The following is a 23,717-nucleotide window of genomic DNA, read 5'->3' as shown; positions in this document are numbered from 1 at the left end:
TAACGGGGAGGTCGGCATAACGTGGTTGTGCCGACGTCGGCACAATCACGACCTGAGGCACACCTTCGCTACCGCGCACATGACCGCGGCCTACGCCCACGGCGGTGACCCCGACCGGGTGCTGTCCCTGCTGGCCACCTGGCTGGGGCACTCCGACGCCGCCCACAGCTACTGGTACTTGACCGCGACCGGGGAACTCATGGCCCTGGCCGCCGGAATGCTCGAGCCCCTCGCCGAAGGAGAACCCTCATGAACGCCCTGGCGATCAGCCTGCAGACCTACTTCACGACCTTCGCCCACACCCAGCGTGACCTGTCTGCCAACACGATCACGTCCTACCGCGACACCTGGCGGATGCTCCTGAAGTACCTGACCGCGACGCTCAAGGTTCCTGCGGACGCGCTCGACTTCGACGCCATCACCGCGACCAACGTCACCGGGTTCCTCGACCACCTCGAACATGAGCGTGGCAACGGCACCAGAACCCGCAACGCCCGGCTGACCGCGATCCGCGCCGTGCTCGGCCGAGCCCTGCCCGACTATCCCGAGCACGCCGCAACGATCACCCACGTCCTCGCGTTCCCACCCAAACGCACCACCAGACCCGTCATCGAGTTCCTCATCCCCGACCAGGTCGACGCCCTACTCGCCGCACCCGACCCCACGAACTGGACCGGACGACGTGACCACGCCCTGCTGGCCATGACAGTGCAGACCGGTCTTCGAATCAGCGAGATCTGCTCCCTGACCCACGACGACATCCACCTCGGGACCGGCCCCCACATCGCCTGCACCGGCAAAGGACGACACCAACGCATCACCCCCTTGACACAAGCCACCGTGAGCACCATGACGACCTACCTCGCAGAACGGATCACCCGCCCAGGCACTGCGCTGTTCTGCGGCCCTCACGGTCAACCCCTGTCCCGCGACGCGCTCGAGCACCGCCTCGCCAAACACCTCGCCACCGCAACGGCCACCTGTCCCAGCCTCGCCGCCAAGCACGTCACGATGCACACCCTGCGGCACACCGCGGCAATGAACCTTCTCGCCGCCGGCGTCGACGTCTCCGTCATCGCACTATGGCTCGGGCACGCCGACACCCACAGCACCGACGCCTACCTCCACGCCGACCTGGCCATCAAACAAGCCGCCATTGACCGGACCCGGCCACCCGACGTGAAACCCGGGACCTACCAGCCCGAACCCGACATCCTGGCCTGGCTCACATCCCTCTGACTATGCCGACCATCCCGCCCCGAAAGTCTCACCGGCACCCACGATCGCCAGGACTGTCGGCATAGTTCGAAGGTCGGCATAGGACTTCACCTATGTCGCGACCTGGACAGGGACGGTCTATGTCGCGTTCGTGATCGACGTGTTCTCCCGCCGGATCGTCGGCTGGCGGGCCGCCACCGAGATGACCACCCCGCTGGTCCTGGACGCCCTCGAAATGGCGTTGTGGACCCGCCGCAAAGAAGGTGTCACCAACCTGACCGGGCTGGTGCACCACAACGACGCCGGCTCGCAATACACCTCGATCACGTTCACCCAGCGCCTGATCGAGGAAGGCATCGACGCCTCGGTCGGGTCCGTCGGTGACGCCTACGACAACGCCCTGGCCGAGACCCACATGGGCCTGTTCAAGTCCGAACTGATCCACTCCTACGGCCCCTGGAAGGGCCTTGACCAAGTCGAATCAGCAACCTTGGACTGGGTCCACTGGTTCAACACCGCCCGGCCCCACGAGTCCATCCAGGACCTGACCCCGATCCAGGCCGAACAGACTTACTACACTCACCGAACCCGTCTCGCCGAGGCCGGTTAACACCTAACGAAGCCTCCGGACACGCCGGGGCGTCTCAATAGGGGACTTGCGACACCGGCTGCACTAGTCAACCTGGAGACGCCGACACCAACACCGCGCCCGAACCAGCCACTACCAACGCCGACAAGCCATCCTGGCCTGAGATCACGAACTACGGCTGCCGTACTAGGAGTCCACCAACATGGTCACCGCTGGGCAAGTAGCCTGACCACATCACATCGACTCTGTCCGTCGAAATGGTCTACCCCAGCCACACCGAGGGGCCTCAAGTGTGTCAGGCCGGCGAGCCGAGGTTTCGGTGTGGTTGATAGGGATCGATGTTTGCGGCTCGGAGCGCATTCCGGACCGCTTGGTATCGGTCCGGATCCGCTTTACCGGCAGCGTGCGCGACGAGGGCCTCTGCCACGGCGCGGGATCTGTGTTGTCCAAGACTCAGACCGACATTTCCGGGCCGGCGGTCATCGGGTTCCCATGCCCACGCCATCCCGGGAGCGAGTGGCGCTGCAAAGACGGATACTTCGGGGGCAAGCTGGAGGGAGGTCAGAACCGTCGGCAGTGAGGCGATCATCTGCAGGGCCGCGGAGTCGAGATACACCACAAGTGCGTCCCGGCGCGGGTAGAACCGGGGGGCGGAACTCGCCTTGGCCTGGTAGGGCACCTTTAGGTCGTTGAGGGCTTGAAGGACTGCCCCCCAAGCTGCTGGCGCGGCGTCTGCTGCAGGCAGATGCAGGTAGATCCGGAGTATGCCCTGGCGCGGGTCGAGAGTCCCGGATTCGCCTTGAACGAGGAGGAATCCCGGTGAGGCGGCCGGTCGGGTCGCCGGCACTCGGAAGCGCACACGTTCACCGACCTGAGCTGGGCTCGCGCCTGCCAGGGCGTCCGGGGGCACAAGCACGCGCAGGCCGTCCATCGCGACAACGATCCCTCTGGTTCCGGATACCTCGACGGCGATCTGATCCATCCAGATGAATGAGTGCGGCACCTGGTCCAGCAGCAGTTGCTCGAACCTTGCGTCGCGTACCGATTTCGGTTGCGGGCCTTCCGTACTGCGGCGTCCGGCATGCAGAACGTCGTACATCGCGTCGGCCAGTTCGCCGACAAGCTGTCGGTCGGAGTCTGCGGAGAGTATCCGGTCGTCAACCCGCGCGTGCCACGGGTCTGTGGTCACCTCTATCTGGTCGATTGCCTCGGCCAGACCGGCATTCAGATTCTCTGCACTGGCCGTTCGCGCGCTCACAACGCAACCGCCAGACCGATAGTGCTGGTGAACTGCGCCGGCTGGGCGAGCAGCCTTCGGCCGACACCGGCAGCCGCGCGATGAACAGCTGGTAGTCGCGGCCGCATGGCTGCAGCCGCGAACGCCCGGTCGATCAGATGCCGGCCAGCGACGGCGGTGGCGGTGTGAGCCAGCTCCGGTTCATCCGCGGAGGTACCCCGCGCCTCCAGGTAGCCGTGCCAGAACGCAGCGATCTGTGGGCGGATCCGGCGAAGTTCGTTGACGGCACCTTGCACGAGCCAGCCTTCGTCGGGCTCGCCGTACGGGTCAGGCTCGGCGTCGGAGAGGCGGCTGATGGCTCGCGTGAGCCATTCGCCGGCGATGGCGCCGACATCTCGGGCAGGATCGCCGATCCGGCACTCCTCCCAATCGATGAGGTGGAGCGTCTCGTCATGGCGAAGGAACTGATCCAGTCGCAGGTCGCCGTGAATCAGGACCTGTTGGCTTGCCCGGCGCTCGCGGGCGGAGAGGCTGGCCAGGCCTTCGGCCAGACTCTCGTCGGCTTGCAAGAGTCTCCAGATCTCGAGTTCGGCGGCGGTTGCCTGGCTATATGCGGCGAGCGGGAGGGATCGTGCGATCCCTGAGTGCAGGCCATGCGACTCGCGCCGATCTGAGTTGAGTGCAGCGGAAGGGGTGAGTTTGTGCAGTCGCCCGACCAGCCGGCCCATTTCCGTCGAGAGGGTTTCTGTGAGGTCGCCTGCGTCGTAGAGTTGCGAACCGTCTTCAGCCGCCACCAGCAGCTGAGTAGCGACTAGGCCGCGATCTTCATCGACGCCGAGGCATCTCGGCGAGGGCACCTCATCTCGAGCCTTCCGCAACAGTTCATCAACGGCGCTGACGCGCCGCACGCGGGTCCGGATGTCATCGGCGCCACCTACTAGACGTTTAACGAACACGGGATGTCCGGAATCAGTTGTCCCTGCCCAGATGTCATTGCGGCCGCCTGCGGAGGTGATGCGCTCGGGATCTAGACGACCCAGGCCCAGGCTATCAAGGAACACCGGTATCTCGGGAGCCTCGTGCAAGGCGATCGGCGCGATGCGATGCCGTTGTTTCAGTTGCTCGACAACCATGATGGGCTTCCCTTCAGAGGCAGACGCTCGCCGGTCTTAGCGGACGGGGCCGGCCAGGACACCGGTGAACCGGTCCGGATGCAGGAAATCGGCCGCTGCCGACCTAACAGACTGTGCGGTGACCTCGCGCAGCCGGTGCCTGAAGCGGAAAGTCTCGGTGGGTGACTGATGCCGTCGCAGATCAGCTGCGACCGCGTCGGCCAACGCAGCCTGCGGTGCGAGCCGGGTGGCGAAGGCCCCGGTCGCGCAAGTGCGAGCCGCGTCGACTTCGGCCGCGGTCGGCGGCTCAGCGCTCAGTTGGGCGAGTTCGTCGTAGGTCTTGGCGAGCACCTCGTCGGCGAATTGCCGTGCTGTATCTGTGAGCACGTGGACAAGGCTCGCGCCAGGAATCGGCTCGTAGTAGCCGCTGACGCTGTAAACAAGGCCTGCCCGATCTCGGATACTGCTTGCGAGCCGCGACGTCGTCAGTCCGGCAAGGATATTGCCGGCGAGGAAGAGCGCGGGGTAGCGGTGGTCGTCGGTGGCGACCCCTGTCGCACAGATGCTCAGGTGTGCCCTGCTGAGCCGGGCATCGTCGACTCTCGTTAGGTCGCTCTCCGCGACCGCGCGCAGCGGCGGCATGGGTGTGGGTAGCAGGCCGTCGATGTGATCGGTCCACTCTCCGAATGTGGAATCGAAGACCGCGGCCACCTCATCGATGGCGATGTTTCCCACGACTAGCAGGCATGCACGACTAGGCATGATCGCTTCCCGCCACAGCGATGTCACATCTGAACAGGTGACGGCCGCAATGTCCTCCTGTGCGGAGAGCTGAATCGTCAACGGATGTGGGCCGAAGAGGTGTCGGAGCAAGGCAGTGCGGACCACAGCCTGCGGGATCCGCTGAGCCACCTGCAGTTGTCTTGCCAACCGCTCCCGTTCTCTCGCGACGACGGCAACAGTCGGGGCCCCCGTCCGGAGTACAGACTCCAGCAGGTTCAGCACGGTGCTGATCGCTGAGCCCGGACATCTTCCGGACACGATCAGGCCGTACGGATCGGCAGTCGCCGTCAGTTCGGCGCCGAGCCGCGCCAGCTCCAGAGTCGGTGTTGGATGCTCAGGGCTGATACCGTCGGCGAGGAGACAAGCCGCAAGCAACGTCGTACAGGCTGCCTGGCTTGCGTCAGTTCGAGGCAGATCGATGGATAGGCGAATCTCGGCCAGCGGAACCGTCGGGTGCCGCATCGCGACGACCCGCAGTCCATTCTCCAGGTAGTGATCCTTGTACGGCGGTGTCATCGCAACTTCCCCTCTGGAGCGATGGAAAGTACGGCTCTCGGGCGGGTGGTCAGCCAGTCGGCCGCGGCGGCGATGTCGCCCGCGCTGATGCGACCGAACCGGTCCGGCAACGTGAGCGCGAGCTCCGCGTTGCCGAAGAGCAGCTCGGCTCGGCCTAGGGCACGGACCCGCACGGACGGCTGGTCGATACCGCGGTAGTACCCGGTGCGTTGCCCTGCCCGCGCTCGCGCGAGTTCATCGAATCTCGGCCCGTTCGCGGCCAGGTCGGCCAGTTCGGCATCCAGCCGATCAAGCACCTCGGACCGGCCGAAGGCGTCCCCGTTGTGAACAGCGGTGAGGATCCAGACATCTGTGTCGCGGGCATCCAGAAGGTCGAAGAAGCCGACTCTGGCTGACACCGACTCCACAGCATCGGACAGCGCCCTGGGCAATCTTGCCTCCCTGCCGCGAGTGAGGATCGAAGCGAGGGTCGTCAGCGAAAGATAGGCCTCGATGTCGTGCGAGACGGCCGGAATCTGGTACGCCGCGGCCACCGCAGGCAGCGGCGCCAATGGACGGACGCAGACCTGATGCGCCTCCGTGTCGAGTGCGGGATCGCCGACATCAGTGGGGCACCAGGGTCGGCTCGGGATCTGCCCGAAGTGGTGGACTACTTGCTCCAGTATGTCGGTGCCGACGTCGCCGGAGATCGTCAGTACGGCGTTGGCCGGTGCGTAGTGTGCTTCGAAGAAGCCTGTTACCTCGGCGAGCGTCGCGCGGGCAAGACCCGCTGCCTCGCCATAGCCGTTGTGGGCGTTGGGATAGTGGCGATACAAGATGGGGGAGATCAGCGGCCACGGGAACCCGCCGTACGGGCTGCCTGACATCTTCCGGTTGATCTCGTCGCACACGACGCCGATTTGGGCATGGAGCGCCGCCTCGCCGAACTTCGGCGCCCTCATCCGCTCCGCTTCGATCTTCAGCACACTCTCCACTGACCAGGCCGGTACGACGGTGTAGAAGTCCGTGTAGCCCTGCCGGGTGGAGGCGCTGCAAAATCCCCCCCAAGCCTCAACGGCCCGGAAGTGCTCAGGCGCGTCGGAGTCGCTGGAGAACATCAGATGTTCGAGCAGATGAGCCAATCCCGGCCTGTTCTCCGGGTCAGCGCTGAACCCCGCGCCATAGTGCACTGCGACTGCCGCCACCGGCGCTAGCTGGTTCGGCACGATGAGAATCCGCAGTCCGTTGTCCAGCGTCGTGCGGATCATGCGGTCGCCCGGCTGGCGTCGTCGAACGCGTTCAGCAGTTCGCCATCTGCGGCGGTGTCCAGCGTATCGATCAGGAACGGGATGTTCGTCTGGAGATCGTCGTTCCAGCCCATGTACGCCGAGAAGTCGTGGAGGTGGTTCCAGATGCCGGTTGCAGCAAAGCGGCCCACTGCCTGAAGGTCGTCCACTTCACCGTAGCCGTCCAGCAGGGCGCGGATCAGCTCCTCGAAGTACGCCGGATCTGCCTGACCGACGATATGACGCAGCTCCAGGAGCTCGCCGGCAAAGTAGCCAAGGTCAACGGCTGACGGGCCGGTCGCCAGTTCGTCTCCGACCAGGAGGTGTGCCGGTCCGGGGCTGCTCGCGGGGATCACCAACCCGCTTCCGGGGCGCCCGTGGAGTACCACTGCTGACTGCCTGGCAGCTGACTCGTCGCACCACTCGGTCAGCAGGTCCAGACGTTGCTGTCCGGCCAGGTCAGCCACTACGCGGTGGAATCGCGACGCCGCACGGGGGCCACTTCCGTCCCGCAGCCAGGCCCGCAGGCGGCGCGGCCCGATGGGCGTGTGCCCGTCCACCTGATCCGGATCGCCCAAGCTGTGCAGCACGGCCAGTAGCTCGCCCACCCCACGCAGAACCGTTGCGCACCAGGACGGCCGATCGTCGGGTCGCCCGATCAGCAATTCCGCCAGGCTTTTGGGGCCTCGAACGGAATAGCAGGCGCCGTCGGCTGGAGCCAGCTCGGCGAAGGCGATCTCCGCGGCTGGGACGGCGATCCTCGGGAAACTCTGGGTGGTGCGCGGTATGCCGAATGGTTCCGGACAATCTCTGCCAGGGTTGCGGATCCACTCATACCGGCCGTCCCCAAGGTCGAGCACCGTCGTACGCATCCGCCCGGTTTCCATCTGGGCGACGACGTCGCTCACGACGGTGCTCCAGATGGCTCAAGCTCGACGCGGCGCTTCTCCATCAACCGGAGGAGATCCCACATCGGGACAGCGGCCCCGACCTCCTCGCGACGCAGGTGAAGACTGAACCCGGTGGTAGGCGGCGCAACAACGACATTGCGCATGGCGTCGAGGGTGCGGAGGTGCCTCAGATACGCGGTGGACGTGTCCGCGCCGGGGGGAAGGGACGCTGCCAGGCCCAGTACTGCTCGGGTGCATTGCGCGGCGAGCATCACCGGCGTATCGCCCAGACCGAGGGCGAATCGCGAGACGAAATGGAAGGTGGCTGGGTAGATCGCGATCCCGTCCGGCCAGGTGCTGTATTCGACGTGCGGAGCACCCGGCTCGGCCTGGTCCGACCATCGGTCGACCGCCACTGCTTGGCCGACGACTGCGCTGACCGTGTAGCGGCTGACAAATCGCTCCGCGCTGGCCGTCAGCACGCAGCGCACCTCCAGGTCCGGGTGACTTGCGCCCAACCACTGCAGCCACGACGGCAGCGTATTCACGCTGACCGATCCGGTACCCAAGATCAGCAGCCGCTTCCCCCGAAACACAGGTCCACGCTCGGCAGACTGTTCATTGTCCAGCATGACGGAACTCCTGATTCGCGAGGATGGGTCCGTTCCGGTCGATGTCGTAGCCGGAACGGACCCCGCTCACCAGTTGACCGTCCTGACCGGCGAAGCGGTCAGTAGACGGCCGCACCGGCTAGCAGGCGAGAAGGATCGTGGCCGTCACGATCGTGGTGGTGGTGGTCACGACCTCGGGCGCGTCGGACGCACCTTCAGCGAGCACCTCGGCCGGCGTCGTGTATTCGACCACTCCGCCCATCAAGCTCAGTTCTCCAGAATTCTCCATGATGATTCTCACCGCCTCTCCTGTGATGGCCCACGGAACGCCCGGCGAACCCAGGCCGCGATGGCCCCAATTGGACGCAGGATTTCGTGAGCAGGGTCCGTTCCGGCCGACTTCGTAGCCGGAACGGACCCTGCCGTCCAGCCGACCGTTCTGACCGGCGAACCGGTCAGCAGACGGCCGCAGCGGCTAGCAGGCGACGAGGAACGTGACCGCGATCGTGGGTGTGAACTCGGGCGCGTCGGACGCATCTTCAGCGAGTACCTCGGCCGGCGTGGTGTATTCGACCACTCCGCCCATCAAGCTCAGTTCTCCAGAATTCTCCATGATGATTTCCACCTCCTCTCCTGTGATGGCCCACGGAACGTGCGGTTCCAGAGTTGCCTGTTGCGACGTTCCATCCGTGGGTAGTTCCGTTTCGCCGCGACTACAAGGCGACCTGGCTCCCGAGGAGTAGGCGGCAAGCTCACGTTCGCCAACTCGGTCGGGGAGTGATGCACCAGTCGGCAAGGAGGTAGGCGTCAGTGCCTACGCGATTTGTCGACTAGAACGAACAACCCGAGCCTCCTCGGGAGAGCTGGGCAACTGCTGGGAAGGTTGCCGGAAGCGGCTGCAGTAAAGAGGGAACCGGCCAGCCACAAGTTGCTCATGGCACCGAGTCGATCCGGACGGGATAGGCGCCAACTGGATGACGGATCGGCCGTCGGCGTTGAAGTCGACTAGATAGCCAACCAATGCCGGAGCAACGCTTCACCCAGTGGTTTCCCAGCGCTGCCTGTGAGTCTTCCGGGGAGGTAGATCTATGTCGCAAATTTCTTGAGTGGAGCTGGTCCTGCATGGTTGCGATCGTCGCTGGTAGCGGACTCGGTTTGTTCAACGCGAGCCCGAATATTCTCGGTGCTGCGGCTGTGTTGGGTCAGAGTTCGCTGGGGCAGGCGGCTGGCCGGTGCTATGTGAATGTAGCGACGGGCAACCTGGTGCTTCGGGTCGGCGACGAGCATCTTTCGGGTCGTGGCGTGGGTCTGTCGCACTTGCGGACGCACAACTCCCTGGGCACGGCCAATGATGGTGATGGGGATGGGTGGCGCTGGGACGGTGAGCGCACTGTTCTCCTACAGGGGACCGTTGGTGGGGCTGGTAGTTCGGTGACTCGGACTGATGGCGATGGTCATCAGACGGTGTATGGCTGGGATGGTTCGCGCTACTCGAGCACTGAGGGTGGTGGGGCGCACGACGGTCTTGTTCATGAGCCGGGCCCGCAGCAGTGGGTCTGGACTGATGGGTCGAGTCGGCTGGTGGAGAGGTACTCGGCCTCGACGGGCAAGCTGGCAAGTCAGCAGGACATCAGCGGCAATAGCATCACCTTTCAGTACGACTCCGGCCGGTTGGCAGGCGTGACTGATTTGTTGAGTGGCCAGAAGTTGGTGCTGGCGTATGAAACTGTGCCTGGGAGCCCGAATCTGACGCGGCTCAAGCGGGTCGAGACTGTTGCTTTGACGGTGGATGCTTCGGGTCGGGCAACCAGCGTGCCTGGGTTGCCGGTTAAGCAGGTCGACTATGCCTACGACGCGGACACTGGCCGGTTGTTGTCGGTGCGAACCGAGCTGACGCCAACGGATACGTCAGACAACAAGTTCTACATCACCGACTACACCTATGACGGGTCGAGTTCGCGGATCGCGAGTGTGTCGCATAGCGATGGCTCCAGGGCGACCTTCGGCTACCAGAACAACCAGGTCAAGACGGTCACTGACGCCAGCGGCACACAAACCTTCAGCTACGAGGTGCAAACCGACCCGCAGGGCGATGGGGATGGGTCGCTGTCGGTCACTCGTACGCATGTCAGTGTTGATGTCGGTGGCGCACCGAAGGTGTGGACTTATGTCAGCGACAGTGCACAACGGCTGATTGAGATCCTGTCGCCTCCGCCGACCGCTGGTGCCGCGCGGTTGTCGACGCGGTTCAGCTATGAAACCAACGGCAATGTGAAGCAGATTGTCGATGGGCTTGGCAATACGATGGACTACGAGTATGACGGTGCGGGCAACCGTCGACTGGAGCGGGACACTCGCGGCAATACCGTGGTACGTACCTTCGACCCGCGCAACCAGGTGGTCACTGAGACCCGGTTTGGGCTCCCTGATCCGGATGGGCCGGGTCAGCAGTCTGCCGGCAATCCGGTGACGACGCGGTTCGCCTATGACACTGAGGCGCGTCTGCGATTCACGGTGAGTGCCGAAGGCGCGGTTGCCGAGAACCGATACGGGACGTCCGGTGGCGCGAAGGGCTTGCTCACGCAGACGGTGCTGTACACCGGAGGTCGATTTGGCGTCGGAGGCCTGACTCCGCAGCAAGGGCTGACCGAGCTGGAGTTGGTGACCTGGGCCGGCGCGCAGGACAAGACGCAGATCGAGCTGACCGAGCTCGCCTACGACCTGCGCGGCAACCTCAGCAAGCAGACGGCCTTCGCCAAAACAACCACCGCAGGCATCGGTGTACTCGATGCCGCCGCCGAGGTCACCGAGTACATCTACGACGCCCACGGCGACCTACTGAAGACACTCGTGGGACGCGGTGCTGGGCGCGCTCGCCCGACGACCGTGTCCAGCGTGGAGCGTGACGGCCTGGGGAGAGTGACCCAGTCTGCCAACGCAGGTGGACCCGGCACCACGGTGTATGACGATGCCAACAGCAAGGTTCAGGTATCCACCGCGGCGGGCCTGGTGGAGACCCGCCAGTTTGATGACCGTGGCCGGCCGGTCGGGGTGACGCAGGGCGGCGATGGCGCGAGTCGTGCGGCCAAGACCGTGTACGACGCCGCTGGGCGGTTGCGGATGTCCGAGGATCCGCAGGGCGGGCGGCGGTTCATTTTCTACGACGCTGCTGACCGGATCCGGTTCACGGTTGATACGACCGGTGCGGTCACCGGTCTGGAGTACGACGCCAACAGCCAGGTCAAGGTGGAGACGCGTTACCGCAACCTCGTTGCGAACACCAACAGTTGGTACGACGCGAGCACCAACACAGTCACCAAGAACTCCCTGACCGTCGGCGCCAGTGGCGTCGACGTTGTGGTTGATGCTGTCAATGACCGGGTCACCCGCTATGACTACGATTCATCGAACCGCCGGACGTCGGTGACCGACGCGGTCGGTACCGCCTCGACCACCGGCTATGACGGCAGGTCGCTGGTTACTCAGCAGCAGACTGGTGGCCGCGTGTCACGATTCTTCTACGATCGTGACGACCGCCAGGTCGGTGTCGTCGACCCGCTGGGCTTCCTGACCGAGTACAAGTTCGACGCGGCCGGCCGTCTGTCTGAGACGATCCGATACCGCAAACGCAGCCCGATCGCTGCCAATGTCGCTGCGCCGGCGTGGGTCGGGGTGACGAACCAGACCGCGATCGGCGGCCGGCATTTCGTGTATCCCCTGCCTGCGTTCGATTCGGACGGTGACGATCTGGTCTACAGCCTGGTCGGTACACCGCCGAGCTGGCTGACGCTCGATACCAGCACTGGCGCCGCAGTCCTGAAGGGCACCCCGCCGACCACAATCACGTCGTACAGCGTGACGGTGAAGGCCGACGACCAGCGCACCAAGACGGCCAACGCAACGATCACCATCACCGTAGTCAACACGCCGCCGTCCTGGACCACGCTGACCGACAGCACGGTGGAGGTCAGCACTGGCGGCTACAGCCTGACCATGCCGGCGGCGGCGGACATCGAGTCGACAGCGGCGCAGCTGACGTACTCGCTCCTCTCACCGGCTCCGGCCGGGTTGACGTTCAGCGCCGCCCTGAGACGGCTGAGCGGGACGCCGACGGCCCGCGGGGTGTACACGTTGACGGCCAGAGTCGCCGACCAGCAAGGCCTGTTCGCCGAACGGAGCTTCACACTCAGGGTGACAGGCTCCAAGCTGCGCTGGGCGGCGGTTCCGAAGCAGGAGCTTGTAGCCGGTCAACCGTTCAGCATGACGGTGCCTGCCGCGGAGGACCCGGACGGTCATCCTGTGGTGTACAGCGTGGTGTCGAAACCCGGGTGGCTGGCCTTCAACACCAATACCCGCGTGCTGAGCGGTACGCCGACGTCGCCAGGTTTCGTGTCGGTCGTGCTACAGGCGCAAGACTCCACGGGCGCAGGAGTAGTTCTGTCGTTCGGTTTGGACGCAGCCGGCAACAGCGCGCCGGCCTGGGCGCAGATGGCGCCCACCGTGATGGCGGCCGGGTCCCCTGCCAATCTCACCCCGCCCAAGGCTGTGGCTGCGGGAGGCCGGTCGGTTACCTATAGCGCGGTGAGCGGTCTGCCGGAGGGACTGTCGGTGAATTCGGCGACCGGAGTCGTGACGGGCACGACGTTGGCCGTCGGACATCACCGGTTAGCGGTGCGGGCCACCGATCCGGGTGGAAAGTCCACGGACCGTACCGTCGAGATCGAGGTGGAGAGGGCGGGGCAGCAGCGAGCGGTTGCGTCGGTTGCGTCGGAGCCGGTCGAGGATGTGCTGGCCGCCTGGAGACCGAAGGAGACCGCCCCGCTGCGCAGCTACTTGTACTACGACGGTCAGGGCCGAGTCGGCGGTTCGGTAGACGAGCTTGGCTTCTTGATCGAGTCGGTGTACGACGCTGAGGCCAACACCGCGCAGAAGATCCGCTATCGGAACCCTGTCGCTGTAACGCCGACTGACACCTTGGCGACGCTGAAAGTGAAGGCCGGTACGGCGAAGCTGACCGGCACCGTCGAATACGACGACTTCTGCCGGGTGAGGCGGCTCGTTGATGCCGACGGGACGGTGACGAGCAGCGAGTACGACAACGCCGGTCGGCTGGTGCGTCAGGTGCGTGGTGTCGGCTCGGACGAGCCGCGTGCGAGGCGGACCCGGCTCACCGCATTCGGCGAGGCCAACGGGACCTTGGGTGGTGAGGGTGAGGCGACCCTGCCCGCCGATCCGACCCAGCCGGTGATCGATGCGGCGATCGCGAGCCGCGGTGCGCGGTACGAGTACGACAATCTGGGACGCCGTGCGAAGGCAGTGAATCCGAGCAACAAGGTGACGCTGTTGTTCTACGACAGCGAGAATCGGCTGACGCACACGATCAACGCCGAGCGCGAGGTCGTCGAGACCAGGTACGACGCCAATGGGCAGGTCGCCTCTGTGCGCGGCTACGCCACTCGGATGACTCCGCCGAATATGACGGGTCTGACGGGTGGCCCGGCTACTCAGCTGGCTGGCAAGCTGCCGGCCGTCGACACCGCCAAGGATCAACTCACAACGTTCGAGTACGACCGGCGCGGGCTGCTGACCAAGCAGACCGACGCTGAGGGGTTCATCACCAACCGCACCTACAACCAGTTCGGGCAGGTGGAGACTGAGACCCGCACGATCAGCACGGGACTCGGGGGGACGAGGTCGGTCACGACGCGGTTCGACTACGACCTGCGCGGTGGGTTGTTGTCGAAGACTGCCGATGTCGGCGGTATCGGTCTCAACCAGCGCACGTCGTACGACGGTCAAGGTCGGCCGGTCCGGTCGGTCGACGGCGCTGGCAAGGTCACCACATCGGCCGTTGAGAACGGTGGCCGTGCTATCGAGGTGACCGATCCGCTGGGCCGTACGACGCGGTCGGAGTACGACGTACTCGGTCGGGTCTCTTTGCAGGTGGACCCGTCGCAGCAGGTGACACGGTTCGACTACAACGACGCGGTGCGCACGGCGACCGTGACCTCGGCGGAGAATGCGCGGGTCACGACACGCAAGACCCGCCATGGTGAGATCGCCGAGGTCACCGATGCTCTGAGCGGTACGACGAGGTACCAGTACAACAAGGACGGGCAGCTGCTCACGGTCATCGACGCGACCAATGCGACGATCCGCGAGAACACATATGACGCCAGCGGCCGGCTGGAAACCACCAAGGACGGCCGCGGAATGTTGGTGCGGCTGTTCTACGACGACGTGGATCGGGTCCGGGAGCGGCGGGTGGAGTCCGACAATAACGTGACGACCGCCTACCAATTCAACGCCTTCGGGCAGAACGCAACGGTGACCGAGGGCAAGGGCACCAGCGCCGAGTTGGTGACCAGCTACGACTATGACCGCAACGGCCGGTTGTTGCAGGTCGTGGTCGACCCGAGCGGGTTGAAGCTGTCGACCAAGTACAGCTATGACGGGCTTGGCAACGCCGTCACGATCCAGCACGGCACGGTGGATAGTCCGGCGCAGCAGGTCACGACCTATGAGTTCGACAACCTGGGACGCAAGACCAAACAGATCGATGCACCCAGCGCGGTGCTGGGTAAGGGTGCGCCCGGCACCCGGGACCTGACTACCCACTACCGCTATGACGCCGCGGGCCGGCTCAGTCGCGTCATCGATGCTGCTGGCGAGAGTGCATGGACGGTGTACGACGCCGCGGGCCAGGCCACCCACATGATCAACGCTGAGGGCGAGGTCAGCGAGAGCACCTATGACCTCAATGGGCGACTGATCAAGACTCGTCGCTATCTGAACCGGCTGAGCGCGGCGGTCTTGGCCGGTCTCGGGGACGTCGTCGGCCCGGTAGCACCGGCTGTCGACGCGAACGACCAGCGCAGCATCCTCGTGTACAACAGGGACGGCCGGTTGCGGTTCACGCTCACCGCGGCCCAGGGCGACAAATGGGTGGTAGGCGAGAACCGTTTCGATGCCAACGGCAACATCACTGAGACGCGCCGCTATGACCAGTTCCTGCCTGAGGCCAGCATCACCGCGCTCGACACCACTGCTTCGCCCGGCCTCTCCGTGGCCGAGGTCAATGCCGAGCTGACAGCCCTCGGGTACGGCGGTGAGGAGACGCTGACGCTGATCCAGCGCACCAGGTTTGCCTTTCACGCGAACAACCGGTTGCGGTTCACCGTTGATGCTCTGGGTGCGGTCAGCGAGAACGTGTATGACCCGATGGGTTCTCTGGTGGCCGCCGTGCGCTACGCGGTCAAGCCGACGCTCTCGGACTACAACCAGAACGCGATCAGTGCCGCGGTGGACCGCACGAATCCCGGCAATCGGGTGACCCGGTTCGCCTATGACACGCAAGGCAGGCTGCGATTCACGCTGCGCGTCGCGGCCAGCGATAATCAGGGCAAGGCGACCCAGCACGTGGTGAGCGAGCAGGCGTATGACGCGCTCGGCCGGCCTGCCCAAAGCATGCAGTACGCGACGCCGGTCGGTGTGCTGGCCGACTACCGGCCCGCGACCATTGCCACCGCGATCGCCCCCAATGCGGAGGACCGCCGTCAGGTCTCGGTGTATGACATTGCCGGACGGCAGGTCTACTCCGTGCGCGTCCTCACCCCTGGCGCCCTAGGCAAGCACCAGGTGAGCAAGACCGAGTACGACGCCATCGGCCGGGCCACGCGCACCACCGCGTACGCGAAAGAGGTCGGCCTCGCCAACTACACCAAAGCCACCATCGACTCCGCCGTCGCCGCGAACGTAAGTCCCCATGACCGGACCACCGCCTTCGTCCACGATGCCGTCGGTCGACAGCGGTTCACGGTTGCGGCCGATGGCGCGCTCAGCGAAACCGTGTACGACGTAAAGGGCCGGGTGACCGAGAGGCGGTCCTTCGACGTCGTAGTGGCCGCAGCCACCCCCCGCACCGAGGCCGCGCTCACCCAGCTTCGTGGCGACCGGCACGTCGGTGACGGCGTTACCCGCGGTGAGCGCTACTCCTATGACCGCGTGGACCGCATCTTGACCACCACCGATGCCAAGGGCTTCACCGAGACCAACACCTATAGCGGCCTCGGTGACCGAACCACCCACAAGGACAAGAACGGCGCCATCTGTACCTACCACTACGACCGCCAGGGCCGAGTGTTCCGCAAGGTCACGCCACAGGTCGACGTGTTTGTCCAACTGGACGGTCAGACCGTGCCCACCCTCCAGCCAACAACGTTGGAGGACCGCACATACCACAATGCGCTGGGGAACCTGTTCAAGACCGTGGAGCGGTTCAACACCGCCGACGCCCGCACAACCGACTTCGACCACGACACCCTGGGGCGGCCGACAAGCACGGAACTGCCGGGCTACTTCGCCGACCCCAACGCCGAAGGCGCAGATCCTGCGCAGGTTGGCCGCGTATACAAGGAGAACGCCACCGGCCGCTTCCGACGGACGGTCACGTTCACGTACGACGTGTTCGGCCAGATGGTGCGGACGCAGACCCGTACCAGCTTGGTGACGAACCAGTTCGAGTACAAGACCTACGACCTGCTCGGCCGGGTCAAGCATGATGTGGATGCCTTGAACCACCTCACAGCCCTTGCTTACAACTCGTTCGACGAGCAGGGCGAGGTGACCCGGTACGGCATGAAGGTCAAGGGTGCGCCGGCCAACGGCAGCCATTGGACGTCGGCCGAGATCGCGACCCAGATCGCCAACGAGCCGCAGGCTACTTTGCTGCCTCGGCCCATCGTCACCCGCTACGACAACGCCGGACGGAAGTTCGAGGTCAAGCAGCCGCTGGCGAACTATTACCATGGCGATTCCTCGATCAGGAAGAATAGTCCGGCAGCCGTGACGGTCGAGAGCGCGCATGCCATCACGACCTACGCGCACAACGCGTTCGGTGAGGTTCGGCGCGAGTCGGTCAAGGTGAACGCCACAGATTGGCGGAACACCTGGCGCTACTTCGATACCAGAGGTCGGGAGGTTCGCAGCGTCGACGATGGTGCCCAGCACATCGTGTTGAGCTATGACGCGTTCGGCAACCTCGAGCGGACGGTCGAACATGCACAGCCCGGAATGTCGGGCAGTGACAGCAACCTCAACCCGCCCGGTGTCGGCAACTCTGACGACGACCGCATCACCGCCTTTGCCTACGATGTACTGAACCGGCGGCAGAAGGTCCGGCGACTGGGCGCGCGGTACACCCACTGGAACGGAAGCGCCTACGTCGATGTGGCCAACGGGCGCGATGTGTCGACCGATCTCCAGACGTTCGGCTACGACGGGGCCGGACACGTTCTGACCCAGACGGACGCGCTGGGTGGCGTGACGAGCTTCGCCTACAACGCGCTGGGACAGCTGACCCAGACCACCGAGCCGACCCGCAAGACGGCGCAGGCCGGTCAGGTCGATCCGTTCGTGGTCCAAGGGCCGATCGTGCCCTTTGTGACCTCGACACCGACGGTTTCGCTCACCCTGGACGCCTTCGGCAACGTGACCCGTCAAACGCGTGTGGTGGGATCTGGTCCAATCAGCGCGGCTGGCGGAACGCTGGTCGTTCAGCACGAGTATGACGCCGCGGGGAATCAGTTCCGGACCGTCGACGCGAGGGGCAACGAGACGTTGCGGCGCCACGACCACGCCGGCCGGATCGACAGGGAAACGGTACCCACGAGCGTTACGTTCCCTGGGACGGGGGAGCACGCCCACCCGATCGAACGACGTTACGAATACGACGCCGCCGGACGCCAGATCGCGACCCTGGATGCGTTCAAGGATGTGGACTTCTTCGAGGACCGAGGGATGAAGCAAAGCGGCGTGCGCAGCATGTTCAACGCGTTCGGCGAGGTCTTCGAGGAACGCAGGGTCTGGGGCCCTGCGACGGTCCCCTGGGTGCAGTTCCTCAGCCAGGCGAAACTGGCCTCCTACAAGTACGACAACGCCGGCAATCTGGAGCGGAGGCAGGCATCAGATGGCGTTACGGTGCTCTTCTACAATCTCGCAGGACAGGTGACCCGGCAGGAGCAGCGCGGTAAGTCCGGGAACCTGGGCCCGGCCACCCGCATTACCGAGACCGGATACGACCCGCTCGGCAAGGCCCGCATCCAGCGGCTGCCGGTGTTCACTTCTCACACCGGCAGCGCACGTATCGTGACTACGCCGATCGTCGAGCAGGACTACGACCGGTGGGGCAACGTCGGCTTCCGCAGCGAAGGCCGCTCGGTCCGAAACGACACTGGGGCCCTGCTCGGCAACGCTGCCGTGTCCAGGTATCGATGCAACGCCGAGAACCAGGTTGCCACCGAGGTGCTACCGGTGGTCACGGCGGTCCGGGCGAACGGCTCGGAGTACCAGGCGATCCCGCGTCACGAGTTGCGTCATGACCTGCTGGGCCGGGTGGTTCAGGAGATTGACCTGTCCGATGTGCACGGCACACCGACGGATGAAGCCACGGTCCTGCGGCGCCGTAGCCGCGAGTACAACCCGGCCGGTCAGCTGGTGGCCGAGACCGATGGCACGGGCGTCACCACCCAATATGTCTACGACGGCCATGGCAACCGGCTCGGTGAGCGCGATGCGCTCGGCACGGTGCTCGTAGATACGTTCGACAAGAACGGCAACGTTCTGACCCACAGTGTGCTGCGCCGGCCCAGCCTCACTGCACCGCCAGTGGTACACCTCATTAATCAGTACGAGTATGACCAGGCGAATCGACGATTTAAGAGCGGGGACAAGGTCGAGGACTTGAAACCCTTGTACTTGTCGTTCACCGAGTTCGACGAGCGGAGCTTCGCCCGCGAGCAGAGGAGACCCTCCGCGAGTAGCACCCAGTGCGACTACGACGTTCACGGCAACAAGGTCCGCGACATCGACAGCGGCGGGGAGCACCAGATATGGACCCACAGCGCAGCCGAGTACACCTTCGGTCAGTTGGCGACCAGCACGGAGGGGGGTCGGCTGACCACCTACCTTTACAACGACTTCGGACAGCTCGAGTCCGAGACACACCCGTTGGGGTCCAAGTCCTACGCCTACCATGAGAACGGTCTGGTGAGGCATGTCCGCGAGGTGCTGACCAGGGGGATCAAGGGGAGTGCTGGTGAGGCGGACTACTGGCAGAACGACGACCGCAGTTTCTACGACTACACAGAACGCGGTCAGCTGGCCCGGGAGGAGTTCCGTCGAGCCGGTGAGTACGAGATCCGCTGGCCCGAAGGGGATGAGGGGAGCATCGAGACCGTACCGATTGAGGAGACCACCCGGACGACGTACACAACCTATGACGCGCACGGCCGGATGGTTACGGTCCGGGCGCCGCAGGAGGAGAATCAGAAGAGGCAGCCGCTGAGCCTGACGTTCTGGTACGACGAGCTCGGCAACCGCCGCCGCATCGAAGGCTTCGTCAAGAGCGACCAGAGCGACAAGAGCGACAAGTGGTACACCTACGACGCTGAAGGCCGGATGGCCATCGTCGACGGGCGCCTGGAGAACGGCGAGGTCAAGCAGGGCCTGGGTACCGTGGTCACGTACGACCAGCTCGGCCGCCGTGCGACCGCGCACAGCTTCGCCGGCGGCAAGCACACGGAGATCATCGACGGCGAGGGTCGGCCACAAGTCGACTGGCATTGGCTCGAGTTCTCGCTCGAACGCTACGGTTACGATCGCCTGAACCATCTGTCATCGACACACCGGAACCCGATCAGGCGAGACATCACCGCGGGTCAGGCTGTGGAGCCCAGACCGGCCGACAGCGGACCCGAGAGACTCGTCGAGACCCGGGTTTACGACCGCAGAGGCGGCCTGCTCCAAGTCGACGCGTTCGCCCCCGACACAGGTGCCGCCAAGACCACGACAACTTCGACATACCGTCCGGACGGGCAGCTGGAATTTCAGAGAACTGTCGACCACGTCAATCCCGGCAGGAGCTCCGAGGTCGACCCCAAGTACAACAACAACATTCAGCCTGCCGAGAGGCTGAAGAGCTACACCTACAAACAGGTTGGCGCTGGAACGGACGCCACACCGGCATATACCAATACCTACACCTACTTCTACAGTTCGGAGTTCAGCGGCAGCAAGGTCGACGCCATCTTCGTCAGCACGACGCTTCCGTTGATGGGCGCGGGAAAAACGGAGAATACTTACGATCCCAGCGGCCGGCTCTTGAACCAGACTGTCGGACTGGGCCTCCACCAGTTCCGGAGCAGCACCTTCGCCTACGACATCGACGACCTCGTCCTCAGCAAGTCGGAGTTGACCCGCACCGACTCGTTCCCACCGCAATCCTCAGGCCTTCAGGACGTGTACTACGCACGGGGCCGGCATGTTGCGGTCATCGGCAGCGGCTCACTGGCGAAAACGACGCAGTACAGCAACGGCTTCACACCCATCAGCGCCGCCTACCCGGGCTCCAGCCCGGACAGCTATGTCGTCAAGGACGGCGACACCCTCACCACGATCGCGCAGTTGGTCTTCGGCGACACCGCCCTCTGGTACCTGATCGCCGAGGCCAATTCACTCGCCTTCGGACCCGCCGACGAACTCCCGATCACCGAACGCGGCAAGACCTATCGCATCCCCAACGTCGTCGCCAACTTCCACAACCACGCCACCACGTTCCTCCCCTACAGCCTCGCTGATGTCATCGGCGACCAGACCCCCCAACCCAGTTTCGCCCCACCACCGCCACCCCCGCCCAAGGGCTGGCTCACCGTCGTCCTCGGCACCGCCGCGATCATCGCGGTAGTCGTCATCGTCACCTACGCCACCGCCGGCCTGGCCACCGCCGCGCTGGGCGCCTTCAGCAGTGGCTTCGCAGCCGGCGCGGTCGGGGTAGGCATCAGCGCTGGTATCGCCGCAGCAGTCGGCAACGCCGCCGGCCAGTGGGTCGGCATGGAATTCGGGTTGCAGGACAAGTTCAGCTACAGGAGCCTCATCGCGGCAGGTGTCGGCGGCCTCGTCGGCGGCATGATGATCGGCCATATGACCATCGACCCCATCACCAAGTTGCCGCGAGGTACCGACCTCAGCTCTCGGCTAATGCAGACATACACCAAATGGATCACCAGCAACGTCGTCGACCGCCTCACCGGGATGCCGATGCCATCCACCAACCCAGCGATCGGCCTCGGCCTCGCCCTCGCAGGCACCGCCCTAGGACACCACACCGACGCCGCCCTGGGACGGCCCCAAGGGACCTACGCCCCGGCGATCGCCGAGGCGACGAACCTCGTCGGCAGCGCCGTCAATCCCCACTCCGGCTGGCTCTTCAACGACCGCTCCCGAGACTGGAAGAACATCCTCGGCCAGGCCCTCGGCGCATTCACCGAAGTGGCAGTCGGCGCCGCCCTCAAGCCGGCAGCCAACAAGCGAGCTCAGCTACGGCGACCGGCGTTGCCAGGATCATTCAAGGATAACGTCGCTGCCTCATACGGATTGGACCCAAGCGCAGTTCAGTTCATCGGCGGATCGAAGGGATCCGCCGACGTCATGGCGGGGACGCCGGGCGGTGAAGCTCGCAGAATCCGCCGTGAGGTTCTGCTGGAGATGTCTGGTCGCGACACTGGATCCTTGATCGGCTACGTCGGCCAACTGCTCGGGCTTACCCAAATCGGCCCCGAAGAGGAATACCTGCTTCTGGATCGCTATACGGTCCAGATTGTCAGGGAGTTCCTTGCTGGTCCATACCGCGCATGGGAAAATCGCATTGAAGGCAAAACCTATTGGACAAACTTCTTCCAGCCGGAGTTGAATTATGAGGTCGCAACGATTCGTGCGCCCGAGCTGGCCAAGCTTCGCGTTGGTCTCTTGGACTCGAAGGATCGCTTTATCATGAATCACAGCGATACCGAAATAGCCATATTGATCGGCGATACCGCCTGGCTAGAGGACCTCAATCGCCAAGCCGCAGAACTCGCAATCCAGGAAAGTGTGCGCATGCGGGTAGAAAGTGTGCGCATACAGGTAGAAAGCATCCTATTCTGGGCTGCTGGTGGCCCGGGAGGCGGGTTAGCCTGGGATGATGATGAAATTGAAGTAAGCGTAGTCTGGGATAAGGGCGCCCAGGCCTATCGGCGCGAGTCGGATGTGGGCACGCCCTTTGCGCGTGGGGGGTATGGTAAACGGGGAATTTTGGGAGCTGCTGGCGTGGCTACCGTCCGAGCCCTCGCCGGCGCAGGCGAAACGCTAATTGCAGGCACCCTCGAGATGGTTAATGAAATGGATCCGACCTACAAGGATCGGGTCAACCGGCTGAGGCGACAAGGCGAGACACTCGTGACATCGTACGATTACTGGCAATACGGTGCGGAGAAGGCCGGGATCGACACTCAATCCGTTGAATACGACGCGGGTCGCGTAGCCGGAGCGGTAGTCCCGATCGCCGGAGCCGCACTGAGCCTCGCCAAGGGCGGCTACAACGTGGCCCGCAGTTGGGCCGCGCAACGCGAAACAGCACGCATCGAAACCGCAGCGGCTGCGGTGAGCGGGGCGCGAGCGGGCGGTCTGAATAGCGAGCGCGTCATAGATCTCGCTGAGGTGGGCCTGGATAGCGGTGTCATCTCGCCGGCGTCACGGCCGTACATCCTCAACCCACCGGGGCTTGGTCAGAGTCACTATGTTCCTCGTGACATACGCACTGGAGAACCGCTGCCGCTAAACGTCGCGGAACACAATGGAATTCTTATTCCGGTACCAGATCCACGAGCTCCGGGAGCGCACACAACGATTGGGGTTAGAATCAGCAGTCAGGGAGGCTATCCTTATCGCCAGGCAGCATCATTTGGTGAGAGCGTCACTTGGCCACCCGCCCAAGGACTGACAATCCCTCGAACTCCGTCTACGTTGAGCAACAGAGTCCCAGAATGGTTTTACCATTGGTCCAATCACGCTAAGCAGTCGGGGCAGTATCTCAATCCTATTAGCCGGAGTGGCAGTCCTAATCCGCTGTATCATCCTGATCCGCATCGCCATGCCTTCAGTTTTCAGACGGTCAATGAATATCTCAGTAGGTGGGATACACTACCTGCCGAAGATCTCGATAGATTGAGTCTAATCAATCAAGTGCTCACTGCGGGCAGGTGATCGGGGTGAGGCCGCCTCGTAGATCGGTCGGGAGCAGGTCCTCGGCGGTGACGAATTTCTTTGATCGGTCAGCCGGTTCATCCTCGATGAACCTGGTGATGGTCAGTGCTGCGAAGACGATTGTGAGGTGGGCGCCCATGGATTCGCGTTTGTGCGGTAGATCGGTTATGCCGTGACCTTCGGATTGTGCCGTCCTGCACTCGGTCTGCCCTTGCCTGATGGGCATCATGTTTGGCATATTCAGAGGCTGTCGAGCCAGGTGGCGATGCTGGCCATCGGGTGAAGGGGCCGAGTTCGATATCCGGTGGGCGGGTTCGGTCGATGGTGGCCCACATAGTCGTCATGTCGCGTGCAGGTGGGCTTCTCCTCGTAGCGTGGAGACATCTCCTTTGAGGTGAGGGCGATGGGTAAGGCACGA

Annotated in this window: 11 protein-coding genes and 2 pseudogenes; 4 read left to right on the top strand and 9 right to left on the bottom strand. The window is 64.2% G+C overall.

Going from position 1 to position 23,717, the window contains the following annotated elements:
• The first annotated feature begins 79 nt into the window (after positions 1 to 79).
• From A3ES_RS54445 to A3ES_RS49075, 3 genes and pseudogenes are all read left to right on the top strand, one after another.
• Positions 80 to 253, top strand: coding sequence for a site-specific integrase (locus A3ES_RS54445; protein WP_020390837.1), 174 nt, complete (start codon positions 80 to 82; stop codon positions 251 to 253).
• A complete protein-coding gene (locus tag A3ES_RS0131505) occupies positions 250 to 1,239 on the top strand; it encodes a tyrosine-type recombinase/integrase (RefSeq protein WP_020390836.1) in 990 nt (329 codons plus the stop codon). Before A3ES_RS54445 ends, A3ES_RS0131505 begins: the two co-directional genes overlap by 4 nt.
• 82 nt (positions 1,240 to 1,321) lie before the next feature.
• Positions 1,322 to 1,828: pseudogene (locus A3ES_RS49075) on the top strand (IS3 family transposase); the annotation flags it as partial.
• A 274-nt stretch (positions 1,829 to 2,102) separates the two neighbouring features.
• Here A3ES_RS49075 and A3ES_RS49070 read toward each other — a convergent pair.
• The 8 genes from A3ES_RS49070 to A3ES_RS54440 all read right to left on the bottom strand — a co-directional run bounded on the left by A3ES_RS49070 (position 2,103) and on the right by A3ES_RS54440 (position 8,834).
• On the bottom strand, positions 2,103 to 3,065 hold the full coding sequence (locus tag A3ES_RS49070; protein ID WP_020390834.1) for a T3SS effector HopA1 family protein: 963 nt from the start codon (positions 3,063 to 3,065) through the stop codon (positions 2,103 to 2,105).
• Positions 3,062 to 4,177 (bottom strand): class V lanthionine synthetase subunit LxmK, encoded by a 1,116-nt coding sequence (gene lxmK, locus A3ES_RS0131490; RefSeq protein WP_083933826.1) that lies wholly within the window; start codon positions 4,175 to 4,177, stop codon positions 3,062 to 3,064. Before lxmK ends, A3ES_RS49070 begins: the two co-directional genes overlap by 4 nt.
• Positions 4,178 to 4,213: 36 nt before the next feature.
• Complete coding sequence (locus A3ES_RS0131485) at positions 4,214 to 5,455, bottom strand: M16 family metallopeptidase (RefSeq protein ID WP_020390832.1); 1,242 nt, start codon at positions 5,453 to 5,455, stop codon at positions 4,214 to 4,216.
• Positions 5,452 to 6,702, bottom strand: a complete 1,251-nt coding sequence (locus A3ES_RS0131480) for a M16 family metallopeptidase (RefSeq protein ID WP_020390831.1) — start codon at positions 6,700 to 6,702, stop codon at positions 5,452 to 5,454. The genes A3ES_RS0131485 and A3ES_RS0131480 overlap by 4 nt, the downstream gene beginning before the upstream one ends.
• Positions 6,699 to 7,628, bottom strand: a complete 930-nt coding sequence (locus tag A3ES_RS0131475) for a hypothetical protein (RefSeq protein WP_020390830.1) — start codon at positions 7,626 to 7,628, stop codon at positions 6,699 to 6,701. The genes A3ES_RS0131480 and A3ES_RS0131475 overlap by 4 nt, the downstream gene beginning before the upstream one ends.
• Entirely contained in the window at positions 7,625 to 8,242 is a 618-nt protein-coding gene (locus tag A3ES_RS0131470) for a flavoprotein (RefSeq protein ID WP_020390829.1), read from the bottom strand. The genes A3ES_RS0131475 and A3ES_RS0131470 overlap by 4 nt, the downstream gene beginning before the upstream one ends.
• A gap of 118 nt (positions 8,243 to 8,360) precedes the next feature.
• Positions 8,361 to 8,522 (bottom strand): LxmA leader domain family RiPP, encoded by a 162-nt coding sequence (locus tag A3ES_RS55170; RefSeq protein ID WP_169501821.1) that lies wholly within the window; start codon positions 8,520 to 8,522, stop codon positions 8,361 to 8,363.
• A 174-nt stretch (positions 8,523 to 8,696) separates the two neighbouring features.
• Positions 8,697 to 8,834 carry an LxmA leader domain family RiPP gene (locus A3ES_RS54440; protein WP_157630848.1) on the bottom strand — a complete coding sequence of 46 codons (138 nt, stop codon included), beginning with the start codon at positions 8,832 to 8,834 and terminating at the stop codon, positions 8,697 to 8,699.
• Between the two features lie 407 nt (positions 8,835 to 9,241).
• On the opposite strand from A3ES_RS54440, the gene A3ES_RS0131455 reads away from it, so the two are divergent.
• Positions 9,242 to 23,299, top strand: coding sequence for a putative Ig domain-containing protein (locus tag A3ES_RS0131455; RefSeq protein ID WP_237745109.1), 14,058 nt, complete (start codon positions 9,242 to 9,244; stop codon positions 23,297 to 23,299).
• On the opposite strand, the pseudogene A3ES_RS54435 reads toward A3ES_RS0131455, so the two are convergent.
• A pseudogene (locus A3ES_RS54435) lies at positions 23,283 to 23,453 on the bottom strand (IS1634 family transposase); the annotation flags it as partial. The gene A3ES_RS0131455 and the pseudogene A3ES_RS54435 sit on opposite strands and share 17 nt — an antisense overlap.
• Positions 23,454 to 23,717: the final 264 nt, after the last annotated feature.

The organism is Kribbella catacumbae DSM 19601, from assembly GCF_000372465.1.
In the GTDB taxonomy this organism is placed as follows: domain Bacteria; phylum Actinomycetota; class Actinomycetes; order Propionibacteriales; family Kribbellaceae; genus Kribbella; species Kribbella catacumbae.
This window is presented reverse-complemented; position numbering and strand designations above follow the sequence as displayed.

Excerpts from the sequence above, each read along its gene's own strand:
- A3ES_RS0131455 (WP_237745109.1), top strand. The coding sequence starts at position 9,242 with ATGCCGGAGCAACGCTTCACCCAGTGGTTTCCCAGCGCTGCCTGTGAG.
- A3ES_RS54445 (WP_020390837.1), top strand. The coding sequence starts at position 80 with ATGACCGCGGCCTACGCCCACGGCGGTGACCCCGACCGGGTGCTGTCC.
- A3ES_RS0131480 (WP_020390831.1), bottom strand. The coding sequence starts at position 6,702 with ATGATCCGCACGACGCTGGACAACGGACTGCGGATTCTCATCGTGCCG.
- A3ES_RS54440 (WP_157630848.1), bottom strand. The coding sequence starts at position 8,834 with ATGGAGAATTCTGGAGAACTGAGCTTGATGGGCGGAGTGGTCGAATAC.
- A3ES_RS0131470 (WP_020390829.1), bottom strand. The coding sequence starts at position 8,242 with ATGCTGGACAATGAACAGTCTGCCGAGCGTGGACCTGTGTTTCGGGGG.
- A3ES_RS0131505 (WP_020390836.1), top strand. The coding sequence starts at position 250 with ATGAACGCCCTGGCGATCAGCCTGCAGACCTACTTCACGACCTTCGCC.
- lxmK (WP_083933826.1), bottom strand. The coding sequence starts at position 4,177 with ATGGTTGTCGAGCAACTGAAACAACGGCATCGCATCGCGCCGATCGCC.
- A3ES_RS0131485 (WP_020390832.1), bottom strand. The coding sequence starts at position 5,455 with ATGACACCGCCGTACAAGGATCACTACCTGGAGAATGGACTGCGGGTC.